Consider the following 23421-nt stretch of genomic DNA (forward strand, 5'->3'; position numbering starts at 1 on the left):
TAACGCTAAAAAATGCGCTGAAATGGCTTTTCTGATTAGGCAACCAATAATTAGCTACAATTTATATAGATCAAATCCTCGCCCTAACCCCTCCAGATGGAGAAATTGGATGCTTAATTGAAAGCTTAAACAAAAAACCGCAGACCAGCTTAAAGCCAATCTGCGGTTGTAATAATTATATAATTAGCTTAAAAACCTAAACCTAAGGTAAAGCCTCTTGCTGCTGTTGTAATTGTTGCTCCGGCTGTTGCTGCACCAGTTGTTAAGTTAACAGAATACAACCTTTGTGTACCTGCAACAGTGAAAATTCCGTAAGCCATATTGCTTGTAGAACCAATATCGAAACCGTTTGCAGCTTCTACATTTACGCCTAATGCGCCAACACTTACAATACCGCCACTATTTGGTGGATCTTGTCTAACCAATAAATCGTTAGTTGAATCGATATCAAATAATACTGTTGTAGTTGAACCAGCAAAGTTATTGGTATAAGCTGCGCCAGAAATTTGACCAGTAGTTGTTAAAGGACCATCAGTAATTGCGATACCATCTGCAGGGTTAAATCTTAAATTTTGACCAGTATTGCTCACAATTCTAATTCTATCAACCGTTGGGTTAAAATCGAAACCGAATGATGTACCAACCAATAACGGACTAATTGCAGCAGTACCAACAACCACAGCAGCACCTGATGATGCGTTTAACGTATAAATTCTGCTTGTGCTGCCCAAAGCGTATAACTGACCGTTTAATGGTCTCATGTCGATACCTAAAATGGTTTCTCCAACTGCAATACCGGTAATTGCCTTTGCAACAATTGTTGGTGTTGTTGCCATTGGGTTAAAAATTAACAACTCGTTGTTAGTAGAAATTGCATAGGCAACTGGTTCTGTAGGAATTGCTAAACCAGTAATGTTTTGTGCAAAATCTCCAATTTTAGAGGCTTTACCAGTGTTTATATCGATAGTAAATAAAGATGATTTACCAGCTACAGACATGGCTGCTAAAGCTGCAGTTCCATCAGGATTGATATCGAAACCACCTGTATTATCTACATCGAAACCTAAAGAACCAACTTCAATTAAGCCACCATCATTTGGCGGATCTTGTCTGTGTAATTTGTTATTTACCACATCAATATCAAACAAAGTTGTTGTTGCTGCACCAGCTCTGTTCATGGTGTAGGCTGCTGATGTTACACTTGCATTGGCTACACCTTTAATTGTGCCATCTACAACTTGTACTGTTCCGTTTTCAGGATTTAAACGTAAATTCTGACCGCTTGATGTTACCAATCTAATTCTATCAACAGTTGGATTAAAATCAAATGCTACACTACCACTTGCTATTGCTGGTGTAAATGGAGTTGCAGAAATTGCTCTCGAAGCACCAGTTCTTGGATTAATTACATAAATTCTGCTTGTGCTACCAACTGCATATAATTCGCCAGTTGATGGACGAAAATCGATACCTAAAATGTTCTCTCCGCTTTGTAAACCCGAAATTGTTACTTGAGATGTAACTGTTGATGGAGTTTTTGCATTTAACATTAACAATCTGTTATCATCTGTTAAGGCATAGAAATTTAAATCTGGTCCAGGAACTAGAACTTCTGGTGTCATTGGCATCCTGTCTTTTCTACAAGAGCTAATTGAAATGGTTAAGGCAATACCTAGTACTGCAACTAATAAGTTGTACTTTTTTAACATACTTAAGATTTTATAGTGAAAAATTGATTAAAGTTCGAATGAAACTTATCCTCTAGGAGGACGGTCTGGAAGACTTTGATATGAATTTGGAAGACTAAACTTTAAAACATAAAGTTTTAAACCTGCCGGGATATATGAAGCAAATATTTTAGCTTTTGCAGTTGGCTGATCTAGGGAGAAAGATTTCTCTTCTACATCCAACTTTTTTTCTGAATCACCAGTCTGCTTGCTCTCACTCGCAAATACTTTGCCTTTCGCTAATGGAGCGGCAAAAACCACATTAGCCGAAAAGCAACAAAGCAGGCCCAAAGTGATTAATATTTTAAAGTAGAGATTTTTCATTTAGCAATTGGCTATCTGTTTACAATCTCACTTACGGTATTTTGCTTCTGATGGTTTTAAATTTTTTCAAAAAAATAAAAAGGTCGGTTTCTTTTAACAGATACCGACCTTTTGATGGAGATTTTATAATTAGCTATGCTGCTTTTTTCTTTTTATTTTCTGTGTAAAAACCAAAGCCTAAGCAAAATACCAAAAGAACCGAACCAGCCAAAGATATTTTCTCGCCAGTGTAATATGATTTTGGTTCAAATTTAAACTCAACTTTGTGGTTACCTGCCACCAACTGTGCTGCTCTTAAAACATAGTCAGCTCTGAAATAAGGCTTTTGTTCTCCATCTATATACATGTTCCAGCCCTTATCGTAATAAACTTCTGAGAAAACTGCAATCACATCTCTTGGAGCGCTGTAAGAGTATTCAATATGATCTGGGTGATATTTCTCCATCTTGATAAATGCAGACGGATCAGCCCCTAAACGGGTTGTATCAATTAAGTTTTTAAATTGCTCATCAACAATAGCTTCTTGTTTAGGGTCGAAACTGCTGATGGCCTTCATTTCTTCGTCTGCATTTTTAACAAACTGAACACCTTTAACCAACCATGCGTTACCTAAAGCAGTATTATTTCTAGACATTTTGTAAGAACCGTTTTGAGGATCTTGTGTAATGAAATATTTGGCATTAAGCATATCTAACACATCTTGGTTTACACTTTTCGAGAATTGATTTTGGATCAACTCATCGTATCTTTTCAGCTTTGCGGCATGGTAACCACCAATGGTTTTATGAAATGATGAAGTACTTGCATCTGAGAATGTGTTTACCGCTTGATCATAAACCCTGAAGTTTGGATCTGTATCTGCTGTAATGAAAGTATCCACATCACGAGGTTGGAAATAATTTGCCAAGGTATTTTTACTCTCGAAATTTGCGTTGTTTAAATAACGACGATCTACTTGCCACATGTCAATTAAAACAGCTAAAGCCAATAAACCAAAGGCTAATTGCGTGTTTAATTTTTTAGTGATAAATGCCCATACAATTCCAAAACCGATAACGATAAATAAGAATGAACGAAATGCATCTGCTCTGGCAATGCTAATACGGTCTTTAATTAAACCATCCATTATTTTTTGCGCCAAACCAGCATTATTACCTGTAGTTTGGGTTAATCCTTGAACAATTTCTAAATGATTTGAAGTTTTGAAACTGAAAAATAAAGTTGGCACCAAGGCCACTAACAAAGCAAAGCCGCCAGTAATACCTGCCGACCAAGTTAATTTTTTAACTAACGTTTTTTGATCGATATTTCCATCTTGTGCTTCTTTAAGCGCTAGGAAAGCTAAAATTGGAACCATTAAACCAACTACTGCTAAAATAGATTCTACCGCTCTAAATTTATTATAGAGGGGGAAATAGTTAAAGAATAAATCTGAAACAAAAGGGAAGTTTTTACCATAAGACAACAACATAAACAAAATGGTTGTTGCTAAAATCCACCATTTTAAGCGGCTTTTAACAATAAATAAGCCAAATACAAAAAGGAAACATACAATTGCTCCGAAATAATACCCACCTGATGTGCCAGGTTTTTCGCCCCAATATTGTTGCATATTTAAACCCGAAGCTAATTGCTGTATGGCTTGTGTAGTTTGTTGTGGATCACCTCCAGTAACTTCGGCTAGTGATTTGTACATGTTACTTTCTGGTTTTACCAATTCATCTATACTAGTTGCTCCACCATATAAATTTGGTATTAGAAACGTAAAACTCTCTCCAACACCTTGGCTCCAGTTGTAAGCATAATCCTTAGTCATGCTTTCTTGTTTGCCCTCTGCATTAGTTAGGTTAGATTTACCTCTATTAGTCTCGGCAGCATATTCTGTGGTTGTCCATAATAAACTAGCGTTTACCATAATTGCCAATACTACTCCCGCAGCTAAAAAACCAATGGCTTTACCTAAAGCTGGTAAAGTTTTGTTTTTGTAAGCTTGAAAAACTTCTATTCCGATAAAAATTAATAAACATAAGAACAAATAATAGGTCATTTGTACGTGGTTAGCTCTTATCTCTAAAGCCAAAAACAAGGCTGTTAAACTTGCGCCTAAAATAAGCTTACCTCTTAATGTTAAAATGATACTGGCTATAATTGGCGCAAAAAAGCCAATTGCCAATGCTTTATTGCCATGGCCTGTGGCAATAAGCACAAAGTTGTATGTAGTAAAAGAGAAAGCTATTGCACCTGCTGCAGCCAGCCAGGGATTTATTTTTAATACGATAAACAAAAAATAAGAGCCAATTAATAATAATAAAACTGTACCAACGGGATTTGGTAGTGCTTTTGTAATTAGCGCAATACCATAAGTAGCTCCATTGTAGGCGTATTGTACCCAAATTTGATAAGCCGGCATCCCACCAAACATCTGATTAGTCCAAAGTGGGCCTTTGCCATCTAAATCTTTGTACTTCATAATCTCAGTCTGCATTGCTTTAGACTGTATTACATCGCTTTGCGCAGGCACTTTACCTTGCAAAACAGGACTGAAATACACGAAACAGATCACTAAAAATGCTGCAATAATGGCTAAGTGAATGCCATTTTTATTAAACCAATTGTTCATTAAGCTATTTTAAAATTTAAACTAAGCCCAAAAATAGAAAATTGATGCAGATTAAGAAGTATTATTTTTTATTACCCAACGCTGAGCGAAAAGCGTTTGGCGATTGGTAACCGAAAATTGATAACTGAAAACTGCTAGCAGAAAACTACTTCACTTCTTCGTAATCTACAAAATCGCCTAATTTATCGGCATTGCCTTTTTTCTCTTTTTTAGGCATATAGTCTATAGAAATTGAACCTTCTGGCTTTTTAGATCTTGGATTAGTTTGTTGATATTGCTGGTTACCACCAGCTTGATTTTGCATGTTGCTGAATGCTTTTTTAAGCACCATAGGGAAAATCAATCGAATTAGTACACGAATAAGCCACAGTACTAAAATAGTAATTATAATAAATTTAACTAGTATCATATCGTTTGTATTAACACAAATATAGACGAGAGATTTAATTTATTGTTACTTCTGAGAGAATTAATTGCACTTTAATTACAATCTAAAACAGTCAATTGTTTTACTAAGCTAATTTGACGATTGTTGTTTTACTCCTCAACAATTTCGCAAACCCTGCCAATTTGCCCATCCTCTAATCTAACTTTTATTCCTCTAGAATGGAAAGCAGATGAGGTTAAGAGCTTTTCAACAATACCATAAGTAACGTTTCCATTTCGTTGGTCTTTTTTAAGGATGATGCCAACTTCTAATCCTGGGTAAATATCTTTTCTGTTTTGTCCTTGCATTTTTTTGAGATATGAGATGTGAGATGTGAGGCTTTAGAACCGATGGAAGTTTGCTATTTAACCATGATTTTTTAAATAAACTTTAACAAAATAAAGGCTAATTGCTTATACTTTTGTCTAAGTAAATTTACTTCCCAAATCGCTCTGCGAAAACTTTTTCTAAAGCATACATTTCATCACGCATACGGGCTGCCATTAAAAAGTCCATTTCTTTAGCTGCTTTTTGCATGTCTTTACGGCTTTTATCTATTGCTTTTTGCATTTCTGGCTTGGTCATGTATTGCACTACCGGATCAGCAGCAATGCTTACTTCATCAATTTCTACATAAGCTTTGTTTCTTGCCTTGCTCTCAGAAAAATCTAATACCGAGCTTTGTTCTATAATTTCTTCACGAGTTTTACCAACCGTTTTAGGTGTTATGCCATGTTCCAAATTATAGGCAACCTGTTTTTCTCTACGCCTGTTGGTTTCATCTATGGTTCTCTCCATCGATTCTGTAATGCTATCGGCATACATAATTACTCTACCTCTATCATTACGAGCAGCACGACCAATGGTTTGTATCAATGCCCTATCCGAACGTAAAAAACCTTCTTTATCAGCGTCCAAAATCGCTACCAAACTCACTTCGGGCAAATCTAATCCTTCACGCAATAAGTTAATTCCTACCAAAACATCAAACTCACCCAAACGCAAACCTCTTAAAATTTCTACTCGTTCTAACGTTTTTACTTCAGAGTGAATATATCGACATTTGATGTTTAATCGATCCATGTACTTGGTTAGTTCTTCTGCCATACGTTTGGTTAAGGTTGTTACCAAAATCCGATCGCCCATTTTTATGGTTTTATCAATCTCATCTAGCAAATCATCAACTTGGTTTATCGCTGGGCGAACTTCTATAATTGGATCTAATAATCCAGTTGGGCGTATCACTTGCTCTATCACCACACCATCAGTTTTCTCCAACTCATAGTCGGCCGGAGTTGCGCTCACATAAATAGTTTGAGGTGCTAGACGTTCAAATTCATCAAAATTTAACGGCCTATTATCTAACGCTGATGGCAAGCGGAAGCCATATTCTACCAAACTCATTTTACGAGATCTATCGCCGCCATACATCGCTCTAATTTGCGGAACGGTAACATGGCTCTCATCAATTACCATTAGATAATCGTCTGGAAAATAATCTAATAAACAGAAAGGTCTCATGCCTGGTGAACGTCCATCAAAAAATCTGGAGTAATTTTCGATACCCGAACAGTAGCCCAATTCTTTCATCATTTCGATATCGAAATTTACTCTCTCTTCTAATCGTTTAGCCTCTAATAATTGTCTATCGTTGATTAATTGGTTTTTACGCAGTTCTAATTCTTCTTGTATGCCCCAAATTGAAGAGTTGAATTTTTCTTTTGGCGTAACGAAAAGATTGGCTGGGTAAAGCGCCATGTCTGCCACTTTCTCCAATGTTTTACCAGAAATGGGATCAATTACAGAAAGCTCTTCGATGTCATCACCAAAAAATGAAATTCGATATGCATTATCTAAATATGCCGGAAAAATATCTACAGTATCTCCTTTTACCCTAAAAGTACCACGCTTAAAATCATTGATAGTTCTAGCATATAAAATTTCAACCAAACTGTGCAAAAATGAGTTCCTACTAATTCTTGTTCCTACCGCAAAGCGGAAAACAGATCTCGAAAAATCTTCGGGATTACCCATACCATAGATACAGGAGATGGAAGAAACAACGATTACATCTCTTCTGCCAGACATTAAGGCTGATGTGGTTCGTAGTCTAAGTTTTTCAATCTCTTCATTGATACTTAAATCTTTTTCGATATAAGTGTTAGTAGTAGGCATGTAAGCCTCTGGCTGATAATAATCGTAATAGGAAACGAAATAGTTGACCGCATTTTCTGGGAAAAATTGTTTAAACTCTCCATAAAGTTGTGCGGCTAAAGTTTTATTGTGACTTAAAATTAGCGTTGGTTTTTGAGTTTGCGCAATAACGTTGGCTACCGTAAATGTTTTACCAGAACCAGTTACACCTAATAAAGTTTGGTAATTCTCATTGGCCTCTACGCCTTGTACCAATTGTTTGATTGCATTCGGTTGATCGCCAGTTGGCTTATACTCTGATACTAATTTGAACTTCATTGTAGGTAAAGATAAGTTTTGAAGCCGAAAGATTAAAGACTAAAGATTAAAGAACAATGATAAATGTTAAAAGTTTAGGGTTTAAGTAGGAACAAAAGACAATAGTTTTTTGAAGGATGAAATTTTTTAGCAAATCAAGTTTGATTTTCGATTTACTAGGTTTAATAAGAATTAAAACTATAGTAAATATCCTCAAGGATAATCTTTGCTATACCTTTGGTAAAAAAAAATTATAGATTCTCATTCCGAGGAACGAGGAATCTACATGGTTAACTTTTTATGAGATCCTTCGCTTCACTCTGGATAACAAAACAACATTATTTAATTCTACTATACTTTCGATAGGCAAGACTTATCATTTTAAATAAAGTTCGCAATGCCTAAACTTTTAAAAGAAAAAACCCGAAGTTTTAAATCCTTCGGGTTTTGTTTATCATTTTAAGTCCTGATACTTGATACTTAAATCTTGATACTACTTACTTTTCTTCTCCAATTGCATTGGGTTGGAGCCAACTGATTGCCCACGAGCTGGTGCACCACCTGCACGCATTTTAAACAACTGAAATTTAGAAGCCTTTGCTTCTCCGCCCCAAACATTATTGCTTTCATCTATATCAGCTGTTTCACGCATTGGATCTATTTTAATTGAAGCAACCTCTTTATCCTGAACATAGAATTTTGAAGTTTTTTGTTCATTTAATCTCCAAATTTGAGCAGGAATTCTATCTACAGATTTTGTACCATCTTTAAATGTAAACTCTACAATAATTGGCATTACTAAACCACCTTTGTTGCTAAAATTTAACTCATAGAAAAATTTATTAGCGTATTTAGCTTTTTCTTCTTCTGTAAATTCTTCTATTGGCAATCTGGCAGGTTGAGTTTGTGGCTTTGCAGCTAATGAAGTATCAATAACAACCATTCCTCTACTGTATTTCCAATAAAAGTCTCTAGCTTCTAAATCTCTATCGGTATAAAATTTAATGCTACTATTTTCGCGATTTCTGATTTTAGAAATATCTTCAAAAGCATTAACAGCTGGCGGATCAACTCTTAAACCACCCGCTCTATTTCCTTGTCTTACTGCTCTATTTGCATCTGCTGCTGTAGCGAAATATGGTTTAGCATACTTTACGCTATCTAATGAAATATCAACAGGATCTGTTCCATAAAACCATCCTCTCCAAAACCAATCTAAATCTTCGCCGCTGGCATCTTCCATTGTTCTAAATAAATCTGCAGGCGTTGGGTGTTTAAAGGCCCATCTTCTCGAGTATTCTTTAAAAGCATAATCAAATAATTCACGCCCCATAATCGTTTCACGTAAAATATTTAACCCCGTAGCTGGTTTAGAATAAGCATTCGGCCCAAAGTTTACAATGTTTTCTGAGTTAGACATAATTGGCTCTAACTGATCTTTTGGTAATTTCATATAGGGCACTATTGTATAAGCTGGCCCTTTTTTACTTGGAAACTTATTGTCCCAAAGTTCTTCTGTTAAATATTCAACAAATGAATTCAAACCTTCATCCATCCAAGTCCATTGGCGTTCGTCACTATTTACAATCATCGGGAAAAAGTTATGTCCCACCTCATGAATTACCACACCTAACATTCCATTTTTCGTACTTTCGCTGTAAGTTCCATCGGCATCTGTACGCCCATAATTGAAACAAATCATTGGATATTCCATTCCGTTTGCAGCCTCTACACTTTGTGCAACTGGGTAAGGATATGGAATGGTAAAATCTGAATAAGTTTTAATGGTATGTGCAACGGCACGAGTAGAGAATTTGCTGTATAAATTGTAAGCTTCCTTACCATAAAAACTCATACACATTACATTTTTACCTGCAATTGGTTGCGCCATAGCATCCCAAACAAACTTACGAGATGATGTCCAAGCAAAATCTCTTACATTATTTGCCTGAAAAACCCAAGTTTTTTTAGCTGTAGATTTTGTTGTTTCCGCAGCTTTCGCTTCCGCTAAAGTTACAATCTCTACTGGGGCCGTAGTGCTAGTTTTAGATTTATTGTAACGAGCCAATTGTGTTGGCGTTAACACAGCACTGTAATTTAAACATTCGCCTGTTGAGCCAACCATGTGATCTGCAGGCACAGTCATTTGCACATTATAATTTCCAAAAGTTAAGGCAAACTCTCCTCTGCCAGTAAATTGATGGTTTTGCCATCCTTGAAAATCGCTGTACACACACAAACGCGGAAACCACTGTGTCATGGTAAATAAATGGTTTCCATCTTCCGGGAAAAACTCGTAACCACCCCGGCCACCGCCAGCAATTCTATCTGTAATTTTATAATTCCAATCGATATTAAATACAAACTGAGCTCCAGATTTTAATGCCGGAACTTCAACTCTCATCATTGTTTTGTTAATGGTGTAAGCTAAGTTTTTACCAGTTGCATCAGTAATTTTGGTTACTTTTATTCCATAACCATTATCTGGCTGAGCGCCAACTTTCATATTATCTAACTGTGCAGATGTTGCTCCATTTGGCATTCTACTGGCAGATTGATAGTTTGCATTGTTTAAATTATTATGCTCATTTTCATCCAACTGAATCCAAATATAAGTTAGTACATCTGGCGAGTTGTTGTAATAAGTAATCGTTTCACTTCCTTTTAGGGTAAGATTTTTCTCATCCAATTCACACTTAATTTTATAATCGGCTCTTTGCTGCCAATATTTTACACCCGGTGCTCCACTAGCGGTGCGCTGCTCATTTGGTGTAGTTAAAATAGTGCCCAACTGCTCAAATTTATTACCGTGGTTACTTCCCGGATTATTTTGAATGTTTTGTGCAAAAACAACCTGACCGATTAAGGTTAACATTGCCAGAGACTTATAAAATTTTCTCATTGTATATTGATTAAAAAGGAATTCGTTCTAAAGCCATTTTTAAAGCCAAGCTAAATACGGCTGCTGATAAAAATATGACCCACTCTCTTCTTCTAATTTTAAAAATAGATAAAGCAAGCCAGGTAAAACATAAAATGATGATCACAAAAACCACCTGACCAACCTCTAAACCTACATTAAAGCCTAATAAACCCCAGCCAATGTTTTGATCTTTTGCTAACATCATCCGTACCGAATTGGCAAAACCCATTCCATGAATTAGACCAAATAATAACGCAAGATAGTAATTTGTATTAACAGCTTTTAGAGAAAAATCTTTTTTAAAGAGATTGCTCAATGCAGTTAAAAATATAGTGCAGGGAATTAGGAACTCAACCCAGCTGCTCGAAAAACGAATAACATCTAATACACTCAGCAACAAGGTAAGCGAATGCCCAATTGTAAATGCGGTTACCAGAATTAATACTTGTTTACTATTCTTTGAAGTGTAAACAGCCACCAAAGCCAAAATGAATAATTGATGATCTAAGGCATCTAAACTTACAATGTGCGACCAGCCTAACTTAAAATAGAATAAAAAATCAGCTAAAGCCATGTATCTATCTGTTATTTAATTTCGTTTGTTACTTTTGATGAGTAAAAATAGGATGTTTTATTCTTTTAAAAGAAACCATGTTGCAAATGACTGTCTACTTTTCTAAATTGTTACTTATATCTTTCATTTTCAGTATTTATTCGCCATCAAGGCTGATGAATGAAAAGAGACACCCACTTCATGTGAGCACTACCGAAGTTAATTTTAACCCAAAAGAAAAAAGTTTAGAGATAAGCTGCAGAATTTTTACCGATGATTTTGAGAACATTTTGGCTAAAAAATTTAAAGCTAAAACCGATTTATCTAAATCAAGCATGCAAAAAGACATGGATGAATTGATCAAAAAATACATCGCAGCTCATTTAAGTTTTAATGTTGATGGAAAAACTAAAAAAGCAAATTACATTGGCTTTGAAATAGATCATGAGGCAACAAATGTGTATATCGAAATTGTAGATGTTAACTTTTTTAAAACTTTGAATGTAAGCAATACCATTCTCTATGATTTGTTTGATGATCAAATGAATATTTTACATGTAGAAAATAGCGGAACTAGAAAAAGTGTTAGAGCAAATTACCCTGCTGCGACCTTAGCAGTTAAATTTTAAGCTCAAAAAATTTACTGCACAACTTGTTTTTTTCGGCTATGCAGATCATAATCTTTTGCTTATCTTTAAGCTATGATCTTCGAACTAAGCAAAACTAACTCCATTGCCAATAACTTTACAGCCGAAATGAGGGATGAATTGATCCAAAAGGATTCGATGCGTTTTCGCAGAAATTTGGAGCGCTTAGGAGAGTTTTTTGCTTATGAGATTAGTAAAACACTAAAATATAACGAGGCTGATATTCAAACACCATTAGGCATAGCCAAATGTAATGTACTCACTGAGCAACCAGTTTTAGCAACAATTTTAAGAGCTGGTTTGCCCATGCAACAAGGAATGTTAAATGTATTCGATAAGGCCGATTGTGCTTTCATCACCGCTTACCGAAAAACAAAAAAAAGCGGTGATTTCATTATCCAAATGGAACATATTTCTGCGCCAGATTTAGAAGGCAAAACGGTAATACTTGTTGATCCAATGTTAGCTACAGGTTTAAGTATGGTGCTGTGCGCAAAAGAACTCATCAATCGTTATAAGGTTGAAAAACTACATCTTGTTGCTGCAATTGCCAGTACAGAAGGGGTAAAACACGTTAAAGCAAACTTACCAAAGGCAAATTTGTGGCTTGGTGCGGTTGATGATGAAATGACCAGCAAATCTTACATCGTGCCAGGCTTAGGTGATGCTGGAGATTTGGCTTTTGGAGTTAAGGTTTAGTAAGTTCAAAAAATTATGAATGTTCTTTTTGTTTGTAGCAGAAATAAATGGAGAAGCGCTACTGCAGAAACTATTTTCCAAAATCATCCGTTTCATCAAGTAAAGTCTGCAGGAACATCAGCTTCTGCTAGAATAAAAATTAACGCAAAAGTTATTGATTGGGCAGACTTGATATTTGTAATGGAGAAAAAACATAAGCAAATACTAGCTGCCAGTTTTATGGATCATTTAAGCAACAAGCAAGTAATTGTTTTAGATATAGCAGATGACTACCAATATATGGATGAAGAATTGATTGCGGAAATTGAAACGAAGGTTGACATGTACCTATAATTGTGACATTATTATTCAAAACATGGTGGTTAACTTTACACGCCTTTGTTTAGCGGCATTTAAACAGTATACCCTTTCAATATAAACTTAATGACCAAACATATCTTTTTCGATTTAGACCACACCATTTGGGATTTTGATCGCAATGCACAAGAAACACTTACCGAATTGTATGACCAGTATTGCTTAAAAGATCTTGGCTTAAAATCATGTTCAGCTTTTATAGAACGCTACACAAGCAACAACCATCGCCTTTGGCAACAATACCATTTAGGAGAAATAAGCAAAGAAAAACTGAGAGAAGAACGTTTCAGAAAAACATTTTTAGAATTAGGTATTAAACCAGAGCATGTGCCACATCAATTTGAAGATGATTATGTCAGGATCAGCCCTACGAAAACCAACCTTTTTGATGGTGCAGAAAGAGTGCTTGCTTATTTGAAAGATAAATACCATTTACATATTATTTCTAACGGATTTAAGGAAACTACGTTAACGAAAATGGATCTATCAGGATTGAATCCATATTTTAAAAATGTAATTATTTCTGAAGACGTAGGCGTAAACAAACCAGACAGCAAAATTTTTGAGCACGCCTTAAACAAAGCATCAGCTACAAAAGCAGAAAGCGTAATGATTGGTGATAGTTTAGAAGCAGATATTCGTGGCGCACAAGCCTATGGTATTAAAGCGATATTTTTTAACCCTTTAAAAGCAGAAAAACCAGAAGACGTAGCACATCAAATTACCCACTTAGAAGAATTGTTGGAGCATTTTTAAATACTTTGATGATACTTTAATAGTTTCTCAAAGTTGACAAAAAACTTTGTTAATCTATAGCACATTGACAAAGTAGCTACAGTTGTACCGCCACTTTGACAATCTTTTTTCTTAGATTGTCAAAGTTTAAAACGCAAATCAAAACAAACTTTGTACGATTTACAAAGTAATAAACGTTTAATAAGCCAGCATGAACACAAACAAGGTTTACCAATCTATTATTAAAATTGTAAATGCTTACCAAGCGAAATTGCGCAACAAGGGCGAGGAAGAGTTTGTGCTTACCCCACCAATTGGCGGTTGGAGTTATAGCGAAGTTTATTCGCACATTTTCGATTCGAGCTTACTTTCATTGATGGCACTTAATAATTGTATTACGGGCGAGGGAAAGGAAAAACCGACGCATTTTATTACCAAGATGATTTTATTTTTTGGAATGCTACCTCCGGGAAAAAAATTTAAAGTACCAAAAAGATTAGCAGATAGAGTTAAAAAAATAAATTTAATGGCGGCTCAGCAATTTATTACTGATTTTGAGTTACAATTAATTAAACTACAACCAGCTGTAGAGCAAGCAAATCCAAAAATTAAAGTTAAACACCCCAGATTGGGCTATTTAAATGCAAAGCAATGGCTTAGGTTTATAGAAATTCATTTAAATCACCATCTTAAACAATTAGTGCGAATCGAAAACAGTTTCAAATAGCCTTTAAATTTTGCATATTTGAACACAAACCTAAATTGATGAAAAATATATTATATATCTTATTGGTTATCAGCATAGCAAGTTGTAACAACAATAAAAAAGTAGAGACTGCTCAAGGCTATGCAGCAACACCAAACGGATTAGCAGATTTGCAAAAATCAACAGCTTCAAACCCTGTTGCAACTACAACTGCCACTACTAATAATTTATTAACCAACCCAGAACATGGACAACCAGGGCATGATTGCAGCATTGCAGTTGGAGCTCCTTTAAAATCCAGCTCAATAGCAAATACGCCAATAGCGCAAACAAGTGCTGTTCAAACTACCGCTCAGCCAACAGCAACTACGCCTACACCAGCAAGTAGTGGAAAATTAAATCCAGCTCACGGACAACCTGGACATGATTGTGCCATTGCAGTTGGCGCACCATTAAATTCAAAATCAGCACAAGTTGCTACAAAAAGTACTCCTCCTAAAATAAATGTTTCTCAACCAGCTTCTAATTCGGCTGTACCTGTGTTAAATGAAAAAGGACAAAGGTTAAATCCAACTCATGGACAACCAGGACATGATTGTGCGGTTGCGGTTGGTGCACCATTAACCTAAATAGAGCGATTTAATTTTGCATCTTTGCACTAAATGAAACTACCAGCAATTAAAGGTTTTGATCAAGATGCGCTAAACAAGTATTTTAAAAATACAGGTTGGTTAATGCTGGGCAGAGTGGGCAGCATGGCGATAAAAATGCTCATCAGTATACAAGTTGCCAACTTTTTATTGCCGACAAAAAATGGAATGCTGGGCACTTCTGTAGCTTATATTTATCTTTTTGCAGCTTTAGCAAGCTTAGGTTTAGATAGCTTTATAGTTAAAGAACTCCATCAATACCCAAAAAACAGAGATACCATCTTAGGTACTTCATTTTTGCTAAAAACATCAGCAGGCTTACTTTGTTTGCCATTAATTTACATGGCTTGGCTGTTATCTCCGCTTTCAGATATCCCCTACTTGTTTATTCTCATTTTATCGTTTGGTGGTGTATTTCAATCGCTTACTATCATTGATGCTTATTTTCAATCGGAGGTAAAATCGAAATATATTATGCAAGTTCAAATTGTGGGTAATTTGCTTTCTGCAATCATCAAGCTGTTGCTTATTTTTTATTTTAAAGCAGCGCTGATTTATTTCATTTACGCATATGTGTTTGATATTTTTTTGGTTTCAATTGGCTATCTAATTGTTTACAAAAATCAAGGACTAAGTTTTTTTGCTTGGAAATTTGATAAAGTTTTAGCCAAAAAACTGTTAAGCTTATCGTGGCCATTAATTATCTCTGGCATCATGGTTTCGGTTTACATGAAGATAGATATGATCATGTTAAATGAAATTCTGGGAGAAGCTGGAGCGGCTGCGTCAGGAGCTTATGCAACCGTTGTAATGTTTAGCGAAGCTTTAAATTTTGTACCTGTAGTAATTGTAAGTTCCCTTTTCCCTGCAATATTAAATGCTCGCCGAGATGACCCTGAACGCTACAAAAAAAGGTTACAGAATTTATTTGATTTAATGGTTTGGCTAAGTTTATCATTTGCTATTGTCATCAGCATTGGCTCACCCATAATTTATAAATTATTTAAGCCAGAATTTGCAGCAGCCGCACCTGTTTTGGCAGTGCATGTTTGGGGCAGTTTATTTGTGTTTCTAGGTGTTGCCAGCAGTCAATTTCTAATAACAGAAGGTTATAACAAACTCACCTTTGTTCGCACAGGCGTTGGTGCTGTTATCAATATCGCATTAAATTTTTTATTAATTCCAACCATGGGGATGATGGGCACAGCCATCGCAACTGTAATTGCCTACTTTTCAGCTACATTTTTAATCTTACTTATACCCAAAACCCGGAGACAAGGAATAATGATGTTAAAATCATTATTTTTGAGGTCTGCATTTCAAAAAATATTTAAACGTTGAGCAAACTTAAAGCATTAGCAACATTAATTGGCAAACCAAAACGGTTAGCAGCACTTTTATCATACGGACATAAAGGTTATCTATCAACTATCGGATGGTTTACCGCATTCGATACCCACCAAGCGGTTGACGAAACAGGCAATCCAATCCCTTGGGTAACTTATTCATTTATCGATTTTATTAAAACTAGGTTGAATAAAAATTTAACCATTTTTGAATATGGCTCTGGCAACTCAACTTTGTTTTATGCCGAACGTGTAAAACGGGTAGTTTCTGTAGAGCACGATGAGGCTTGGTTCAATAAAATTGTAAAAGAGAAAGCGGCAAACGCCGAAATGATATTTACACATTTAGAAACTGGTGGCGAATACAGCAAAAAAGCATCTTTATTAGGAGAAAAATTCGATGTAATTATTGTAGATGGAAGAGATCGAGTAAATTGTTGCAAGCAAAGCGTGGGTGCTTTATCTACAAATGGAGTTTTAGTTTTAGACGATTCTGAAAGAGAAACTTATCAAGAAGCCAGAACATTTTTAACCGCAAAAGGGTTTAAAGAATTACCGTTTACAGGCATATCTCCTGGATTGTTTTACAACAAAGCCACTTCCGTTTTTTACAAGACAGATAACTGTTTAGGGATATAAAATTTATGCAAAACCTTGCTCCTATTGCTTTATTCGTTTACAATCGCCCGCAACATACCGAGCGAACAGTTAAGTTTTTAAAGCAAAATGAATTGGCTGCCGATAGCCGCTTGTTTATATTTTCTGATGGAGCAAAAAGCGAATCAGATGCCGATAAGGTTGCAGAGGTTAGGGAATTCATCAAAAAAATTGACGGATTTAAATCTATTGAAATCGTAGAAAGTAAAACTAATTTGGGCTTGGCTAATTCGGTAATTGCGGGCGTAACGCGTTTAAATGCAGCTTATGGCAAGGTAATCGTTTTTGAAGATGATTTGATTTCATCGCCATACACGCTCACTTATTTTAATGAAGCTTTAAATCGCTATCGCGATGAAGAAAAGGTAATGCATATTGGTGCTTATATGTATGTATTAGCAGATAAAACCTTACCTGATAGCTTTTTTTATAGAGCAGCAACCAGTTGGGGTTGGGCCACTTGGGATAGAGCTTGGCAACATTTCGAGCCAAACATAGAAACATTACTAAAACAGTTTAACCACCAGAAAAAACAAGCATTTTCTATAGAAGGCACCATGAACTTTTGGAAACAGATGCAGGATTTTAAAAAAGGCAAAAACAATTCATGGGCCATTCGCTGGTATGCGTCTATCTTTTTAAAAGGCGGCTTAACTTTAAATCCATCGCAATCTTTGGTAAATAACATTGGTCATGATGGTACAGGAGTTCACTCTGGTCTAAATGACATTTACAACGTAATCATCAATCCGCAACCAATTAAAGATTTTCCAACTGTTGTTGAAGAAAATAAAGCGGCTTATACTGCAATTAAGCATTTCTTAGCTAATAGAAAGGGCTCCATGCTCAGCAGAATAAAAAGATTTGTTAAAGAAAAGATTAATCAGTATTTCTCAAGTTAGCAAATAACAACTCTTCTCTAAAATTTGTAATTTGCATTTACAATTACAGCATCATGAGATTTTTTATCATCCTTTTATTAACGATTAGCTTAAATACTTTAGCGCAAACAGCGCCTAAACCTTACGGTGCTTTACCTACCAAAAGGCAATTGGCCTGGCATGATATAGAAACCTACGGCTTGATTCATTTTACACCAACTACGTTCGAAAACAAAGAATGGGGTTACGGAGATGCCGATCCGAAAACATTTAACCCTTCTAATTTTGATGCAGAACAAATTGTAAAAGCAGCCAAAGCCGGTGGTTTAAAAGGAATTATACTTGTAGCTAAACACCATGATGGTTTCGCCCTATGGCCTACAAAAACTACTGAATATAACATCAGTAAAAGTCCGTTCAGAGATGGTAAAGGAGATTTGGTTAAAGAAATTGAATTGGCTGCCCGTAAAAATGGTTTAAGGTTTGGAGTTTACTGTTCACCTTGGGATAGAAATAATGCAAAATATGGAACAGCCGATTACTTAAAAATTTATCAAGCGCAGCTTAAAGAATTGTATAGCAATTACGGCGAATTATTTATGAGTTGGCACGATGGTGCAAATGGTGGCGATGGTTTTTACGGCGGTGCAAAAGAAAAAAGAAGCATCGATAATACCACTTATTACGATTGGAATAACACATGGCAAATTACAAGAACCATGCAACCAATGGCCAATATTTTTAGTGATGTTGGTTTGGATGTGCGTTGGGTAGGTAATGAATATGGTTTCGCTGCAGATACGAGCTGGGCTACTTTTACGCCAATGCCGCCAAAAGGTGTAAATGTTGCTGTACCCGGACAAGCGAATTACCCTGAAAGCCCAATGGGAATTAGAGATGGCAAATATTGGATGCCCGCAGAATGTGATGTGCCTTTAAGAAAAGGCTGGTTTTATCATGCCAGTGAAAAACCTAAAAGCGTAAATTCATTGATAGATTTGTACTTTAAAAGCGTGGGCAGAGGTGCAGCGTTAGATTTAGGTTTAGCACCAGATACCAGAGGTTTACTACATGAAGATGATGTTGCCAACCTTAAACAATTTGGAGAGATTTTGAGCAAAACCTTTGCGGTAAATTTTGCAAAAGACGCTAGTATTAAGGCTAGCCAAACCAGAGGAAAAACTTATGGAGTGAACTTATTAACCGATAATGATAAAAAAACTTATTGGGCAACTGCCGATGAAATAAATAATGCAGAACTTATTATTGATTTTAGAAAACTAATCAGTTTTGATGTAATTAGTTTACAAGAGTATATCCCGCTCGGACAAAGAATTGATAGTTTTACAGTTGAAATTTTTGAAAAAAACAATTGGAAACTGGTTAATGCTGGTGCAAGTGTAGGCGCAAAGCGATTGATTAGATTAGAGAAACCTGTTAGTGCTAATAAAATAAGAATAAAACTTAAAGCGCCAGTTGCCATTACGCTCAGTGAAATTGGGGTTTATCAATTGGCAGATTAAATTTCGAAAAGCTCTGTAAACAATTAAATATAGTATTAGTCAACCTGAGCGTAGTCGAAGGGTAAATATATTAAACACTAATCAAACAGAGCCTTCGACTACGCTCAGCCTGACAATCCCTATAGCTTCTTTGCCGTTAAAATAATATAAGGCGATAAACTTTTACTCTCGAATGGGATAATTTTTGTGAGTACCTTCCCTGTTATCCAAACCAATTTTTTAAACAATTTTACCCCTGCAGATTTTTCTTTTTCGTTTTCTAACCAAACACTAAATTTTCCAAAATATGCAGATTTGATTTCCTTCAATCCGGCTTTTTCGCAAATTGAAGCTAATAACGCTGGGTTCATGCTATCAATATTATGCTTATCGTAATTCTCCTTATCAAAATTCTTTTGGAACCAACCATTTACTGCAGTAAAATTTGGCAGCGTAATAAATAAAGTGCCGCCTGGCTTTACCAAAGCAATATGGCGATTAATGATATCTTCAGTATCAACAAAATGCTCAATCAAACCGCAAGATAGCACCAAATCGTATTGCTGAGGTGATTGATAGTTGAACAAATCTGCTTCAATTACTTTGATATCATCATCAGCTAAACCATTAGTTTTTAAGAGTTGATGTGTGATGGGAGGATGCACAAAATAATCTAATAGCGTAACATCCAACTTTAAATACTTCTTTAAAAAAACTGCATAATAACCCGGAAAACCACCTAATTCTATTGCTGTTTTTACTTTATTTTCACTTACAATATCCGCCAGTTGGCGATGAAATAAATAATTTGAAGGAATAGTGGCCGATAAATCTGTTTTACTTTCCCAATATTTTACCCAAAAATTTCTGTCGGTTAAAAGGTTTTCCATACGTTTAGCAAAGAAACATAAACTATAGTGAATTTTAAAATTGTTATCTTGTTGGATTGATTTATTGTTAATTTAACACTCTTTAACAATTTGGTTTACTTGAATAAAATGTATTTTTGACTGATTTGAAAATTGTACACCTAAATACCTATGATGGGAATGGAGGAGCTGGAAGAGCTTGCCTTCGTTTAAGCGATGCATTAAACGCAAATGGTGTAGAATCTAAAGTCTTGGTTTTTTATAAGTTTGGAGAAAATCCAAAAATTATAAATTTAAGTAGCGGAGTTTTTGCAAAAATTAGTGCTGTTTTTAATATCATGGCCGAACGTTATTTGGCCAAAATATTTGTTAAGGCAGTTAAAACACCATTTTCTTTACAATGGTTCGGCAAATCATTAATCAACATAAAAGAATTAAAAGATGCAGATATTATTCATTTGCACTGGGTTAATCATGGTTTTTTATCGCCCAAATTTTTAGCAGAACTAGATCTTTTAGACAAGCCAATTGTTTGGACATTTCACGACAGTAATGCATTTACGGGTGGTTGCCATGTACGTTACAGTTGCGAAAACTTCCATAAGCAGTGCGGCAATTGTCCGCTGTTAAAATTTGAAGGCAAAAACGATATCTCTCATAAAAATTGGTTAAGCAAACAAAAAGCCTACTCAGCATTAAATTTCCACATTGTGGCACCAAGCAGTTGGATGGCTAAATCTGTTAAAGAAAGTAGTTTGTTAGGCATGCGGAATGTAGATGTAATACCTAACACAATTGAGGTTGATGTGTTTAAGCCTTATGTAAAAGCAGAGGCGAAAAAAATGCTGAAAATTCCATCAAATCACTTTGTGATTATGAGCGGTTTTATGCCGTCAAAAAACGATAAACATAAAGGCACACAATATTTAATTGAAGCTTTAAATGAGTTAGCCAGCAGATCTGAAATACCTAAAAACGAAATTGAGTTGGTTATTTTTGGGAATAAAGACACCAAGGACATGCCTGAATTTCCGTTTAAGACTACTTTTTTGGGCACGATTAATAAGGATGATCATTTGGCTAAAAGTTACGCAGCAGCGGATGTTTTTGTACTACCATCTTTAGAAGATAATTTACCCAATACCGTAATGGAAAGTTTGGCCTGTGCTACTCCTGTGGTTGCTTTTAAAACTGGCGGCATACCAGATATGGTTAAACATTTGGAGAATGGCTATTTGGCAAAGTATGAATCGGCTACAGATTTAGCTGATGGAATTGAATGGCTATTTTTGCATGAAGATAGAGAAAGCGTACAAAAGGAAGCTCGAAGAACAATTTTAAATCAATTTTCGCCATCAGTTGTTGCTATTAAACACGAAGAACTTTACCAAACCTTGATTAACGCTTTGCCTCAATGACCGTAAATCCAAAACTTAGCGTAATTACCATTGTTTACAACAACGTAAAAGATATTGAGCGAACCATGCTTTCGGTGCTCAATCAAACTTATGCAAACATTGAATACATTTTAATTGATGGCTCATCAACAGATGGAACCAAGGATATTATTTATAAGTATAAAGATCGTTTAGCGCAATTTATTTCTGAGCCAGACAAAGGTATTTACGATGCCATGAATAAAGGTTTGGCTTTAGCCACAGGAGATTATGTATTATTTATGAATTCTGGAGATGAAATTTACGATACAGAAACTGTAGATCATGTTTTTTCTTCGGCGCCATCGGGCGATATTTATTATGGTGAAACCGAAATGTTTGACGAAAACTGGAAGAGTTTAGGACAACGTAGGCACAGAGCACCAGAACATTTTGATTGGCATAGCTTTAAATACGGGATGAATGTGAGCCACCAAGCGATATACATTAAACGCAGTTTAACCGAGCCTTTTAATTTGCAATACAAATACAGTTCAGATATCGACTGGATTATAAAAGCAGCTAAAAAATCGTCTAACGTAGTAAATACGCACATGTATGTTGCCAAATATTTAGTTGGCGGCATGTCTAAACAAAAACATTTAGAGAGTTTAAAAGAACGTTTTAAGATCTTATCTCATTACTACGGCTTGGTTCCAAATCTTATTAATCATGTTTTTATTGCACTAAATTTGGCGCAGTATTTTATTAGGCATAGAAGGACTAATGATTAGAAACTCGACCTAGCGTCATTTCAAACGAGTTCTTTACAAGGAGAAATCTACAAATTTCTTCAACAAAATTAGGCTAGAGATTTCTTGTCGCTGATCTACCTATGTAAAATCGGTACAAGTCCTGTCGAAACAACATGATTTGTTTTTTCTCTAATTTCTACAAACAAAAATTTACCATAACTGTCTTTTAATATATCAATCTATTAAAAACAAAAATTATGGGACAATTAAGTAATCGCACTATTGCAGTGCTTTCAGAAAACGGATTTGAAGAAAGTGAATTAACTGAACCAGTAAAAAGATTAAAAGAAGAAGGCGCAACAGTACATATCATTTCATCTAAAAGTGGCACAATTAAAGGTTGGAGCGATGGAAATTGGTCGGGTGAAGTTAATGTTGATCATACTATAAGTGAAGCGAATGCAGATGATTATAATGGTTTATTAATACCGGGTGGCGCAATCAATCCTGACAAGTTAAGAGCTAATGATGATGCAATTGCATTTGTAAAAGCATTTTTTGAAGCAGGTAAACCTGTTGCTGCAATTTGCCACGGACCACAAGTTTTAATTAATGCTGGAGTAGTTGAGGGAAGAAAATTGACCTCAGTAAAAAATATTTCTCAAGATTTGATCAATGCAGGAGCAGATTGGTCTGATGAGGAAGTTGTTGTAGACCAAGGATTAGTTACAAGTCGTACGCCAGAAGATTTACCGGCTTTTAACGATAAAATTGTAGAGGAATTTGCAGAAGGAGTTCATGACGGGCAGCATGCATAAGTTTTGAACCACCTAAGAAACCTGAGTAATCCTAAGGCTTTTTGGAAAAACTGAGGTGCGCTTTGGTCACTTCTTAGGTGGTGAATTTCTAAAGATTTTTAGAAGGAGTTCATAACGGCAACATGCTTAAATTTTAAATAACCACCTAAGAAACCTGAGTAAACCTAAGGCTTTTTTGAAAAACTGAAGTGCGCTTTGGTCACTTCTTAGGTGGTGAATTTCTAAGGATTTGTAGAAGGAGTTCATAGCGGCAACATGCTTAAATTTTAAAAAACCACCTGAGAAACCTGATTAAACCTAAGGCTTTTTGGAAAAACTGAGGTGCGCTTTGGTCACTTCTTAGGTGGTGAATTTCTAAGGATTTGTAGAAGGAGTTCATAGCGGCAACATGCTTAAAT

The 23421-nt window shown here is 35.6% G+C and carries 22 protein-coding genes; 13 read left to right on the forward strand and 9 right to left on the reverse strand.

Annotated elements, in window-relative coordinates; translation table 11 throughout:
• Positions 1-188: 188 nt before the first annotated feature.
• The 8 genes from AC07XU_RS03250 to AC07XU_RS03285 form a co-directional block, all read right to left on the reverse strand.
• Positions 189-1709, reverse strand: coding sequence for a DUF4394 domain-containing protein (locus AC07XU_RS03250; RefSeq protein ID WP_494942185.1), 1521 nt, complete (start codon positions 1707-1709; stop codon positions 189-191).
• Between the two features lie 45 nt (positions 1710-1754).
• Positions 1755-2051: a hypothetical protein gene (locus AC07XU_RS03255; protein ID WP_494942186.1), complete on the reverse strand. Its 297-nt coding sequence runs from the start codon at positions 2049-2051 to the stop codon at positions 1755-1757.
• Positions 2052-2184: 133 nt separating this feature from the next.
• Entirely contained in the window at positions 2185-4671 is a 2487-nt protein-coding gene (locus tag AC07XU_RS03260) for a hypothetical protein (RefSeq protein WP_494942187.1), read from the reverse strand.
• 145 nt (positions 4672-4816) lie between these two features.
• Complete coding sequence (locus AC07XU_RS03265) at positions 4817-5080, reverse strand: DUF4834 family protein (RefSeq protein ID WP_494942188.1); 264 nt, start codon at positions 5078-5080, stop codon at positions 4817-4819.
• A gap of 128 nt (positions 5081-5208) precedes the next feature.
• Positions 5209-5406 carry a YwbE family protein gene (locus AC07XU_RS03270; protein WP_494942189.1) on the reverse strand — a complete coding sequence of 66 codons (198 nt, stop codon included), beginning with the start codon at positions 5404-5406 and terminating at the stop codon, positions 5209-5211.
• A 127-nt stretch (positions 5407-5533) separates the two neighbouring features.
• Entirely contained in the window at positions 5534-7570 is a 2037-nt protein-coding gene (uvrB, locus tag AC07XU_RS03275) for an excinuclease ABC subunit UvrB (protein WP_494942190.1), read from the reverse strand.
• Positions 7571-8042: 472 nt separating this feature from the next.
• Entirely contained in the window at positions 8043-10451 is a 2409-nt protein-coding gene (locus tag AC07XU_RS03280; RefSeq protein WP_494942191.1) for a M1 family metallopeptidase, read from the reverse strand.
• Positions 10452-10461: 10 nt separating this feature from the next.
• Complete coding sequence (locus tag AC07XU_RS03285; RefSeq protein WP_494942192.1) at positions 10462-11046, reverse strand: HupE/UreJ family protein; 585 nt, start codon at positions 11044-11046, stop codon at positions 10462-10464.
• Between the two features lie 86 nt (positions 11047-11132).
• Between AC07XU_RS03285 and AC07XU_RS03290 the strand changes: the two genes are divergently transcribed.
• From AC07XU_RS03290 to AC07XU_RS03335, 10 genes are all read left to right on the forward strand, one after another.
• Complete coding sequence (locus AC07XU_RS03290) at positions 11133-11654, forward strand: DUF6702 family protein (protein WP_494942193.1); 522 nt, start codon at positions 11133-11135, stop codon at positions 11652-11654.
• Between the two features lie 72 nt (positions 11655-11726).
• Positions 11727-12371, forward strand: coding sequence for a uracil phosphoribosyltransferase (gene upp / locus AC07XU_RS03295; RefSeq protein WP_494942194.1), 645 nt, complete (start codon positions 11727-11729; stop codon positions 12369-12371).
• Positions 12372-12386: 15 nt separating this feature from the next.
• Positions 12387-12704, forward strand: coding sequence for a low molecular weight protein tyrosine phosphatase family protein (locus AC07XU_RS03300; RefSeq protein ID WP_494942195.1), 318 nt, complete (start codon positions 12387-12389; stop codon positions 12702-12704).
• Between the two features lie 90 nt (positions 12705-12794).
• Positions 12795-13484, forward strand: a complete 690-nt coding sequence (locus AC07XU_RS03305; protein ID WP_494942196.1) for a YjjG family noncanonical pyrimidine nucleotidase — start codon at positions 12795-12797, stop codon at positions 13482-13484.
• Positions 13485-13674: 190 nt separating this feature from the next.
• Positions 13675-14190 (forward strand): DUF1569 domain-containing protein, encoded by a 516-nt coding sequence (locus AC07XU_RS03310; RefSeq protein ID WP_494942197.1) that lies wholly within the window; start codon positions 13675-13677, stop codon positions 14188-14190.
• 38 nt (positions 14191-14228) lie between these two features.
• On the forward strand, positions 14229-14798 hold the full coding sequence (locus AC07XU_RS03315) for a hypothetical protein (RefSeq protein ID WP_494942198.1): 570 nt from the start codon (positions 14229-14231) through the stop codon (positions 14796-14798).
• Positions 14799-14831: 33 nt separating this feature from the next.
• The gene (locus AC07XU_RS03320) at positions 14832-16160 is read left to right on the forward strand and encodes a flippase (RefSeq protein WP_494942199.1); all 1329 of its coding nucleotides are present in this window, start codon (positions 14832-14834) and stop codon (positions 16158-16160) included.
• On the forward strand, positions 16157-16804 hold the full coding sequence (locus tag AC07XU_RS03325; RefSeq protein ID WP_494942200.1) for an O-methyltransferase: 648 nt from the start codon (positions 16157-16159) through the stop codon (positions 16802-16804). Before AC07XU_RS03320 ends, AC07XU_RS03325 begins: the two co-directional genes overlap by 4 nt.
• A 5-nt stretch (positions 16805-16809) precedes the next feature.
• Positions 16810-17724, forward strand: a complete 915-nt coding sequence (locus AC07XU_RS03330; RefSeq protein ID WP_494942201.1) for a glycosyltransferase family protein — start codon at positions 16810-16812, stop codon at positions 17722-17724.
• Between the two features lie 53 nt (positions 17725-17777).
• On the forward strand, positions 17778-19226 hold the full coding sequence (locus tag AC07XU_RS03335; protein WP_494942202.1) for an alpha-L-fucosidase: 1449 nt from the start codon (positions 17778-17780) through the stop codon (positions 19224-19226).
• 119 nt (positions 19227-19345) lie between these two features.
• Here the strand turns inward: AC07XU_RS03335 and AC07XU_RS03340 are convergent, their stop codons facing one another.
• A complete protein-coding gene (locus AC07XU_RS03340; RefSeq protein WP_494942203.1) occupies positions 19346-20095 on the reverse strand; it encodes a class I SAM-dependent methyltransferase in 750 nt (249 codons plus the stop codon).
• A gap of 116 nt (positions 20096-20211) precedes the next feature.
• On the opposite strand from AC07XU_RS03340, the gene AC07XU_RS03345 reads away from it, so the two are divergent.
• From AC07XU_RS03345 to AC07XU_RS03355, 3 genes are all read left to right on the forward strand, one after another.
• Positions 20212-21492: a glycosyltransferase family 4 protein gene (locus tag AC07XU_RS03345; RefSeq protein ID WP_494942204.1), complete on the forward strand. Its 1281-nt coding sequence runs from the start codon at positions 20212-20214 to the stop codon at positions 21490-21492.
• Positions 21489-22244 carry a glycosyltransferase family 2 protein gene (locus tag AC07XU_RS03350; protein WP_494942205.1) on the forward strand — a complete coding sequence of 252 codons (756 nt, stop codon included), beginning with the start codon at positions 21489-21491 and terminating at the stop codon, positions 22242-22244. The genes AC07XU_RS03345 and AC07XU_RS03350 overlap by 4 nt, the downstream gene beginning before the upstream one ends.
• A gap of 218 nt (positions 22245-22462) precedes the next feature.
• Positions 22463-23023, forward strand: a complete 561-nt coding sequence (locus AC07XU_RS03355) for a type 1 glutamine amidotransferase domain-containing protein (RefSeq protein WP_494942206.1) — start codon at positions 22463-22465, stop codon at positions 23021-23023.
• The last annotated feature ends 398 nt before the right edge of the window (positions 23024-23421 follow it).

The sequence above is a fragment of the Pedobacter sp. GW456-11-11-14-TSB4 genome, assembly GCF_059424425.1.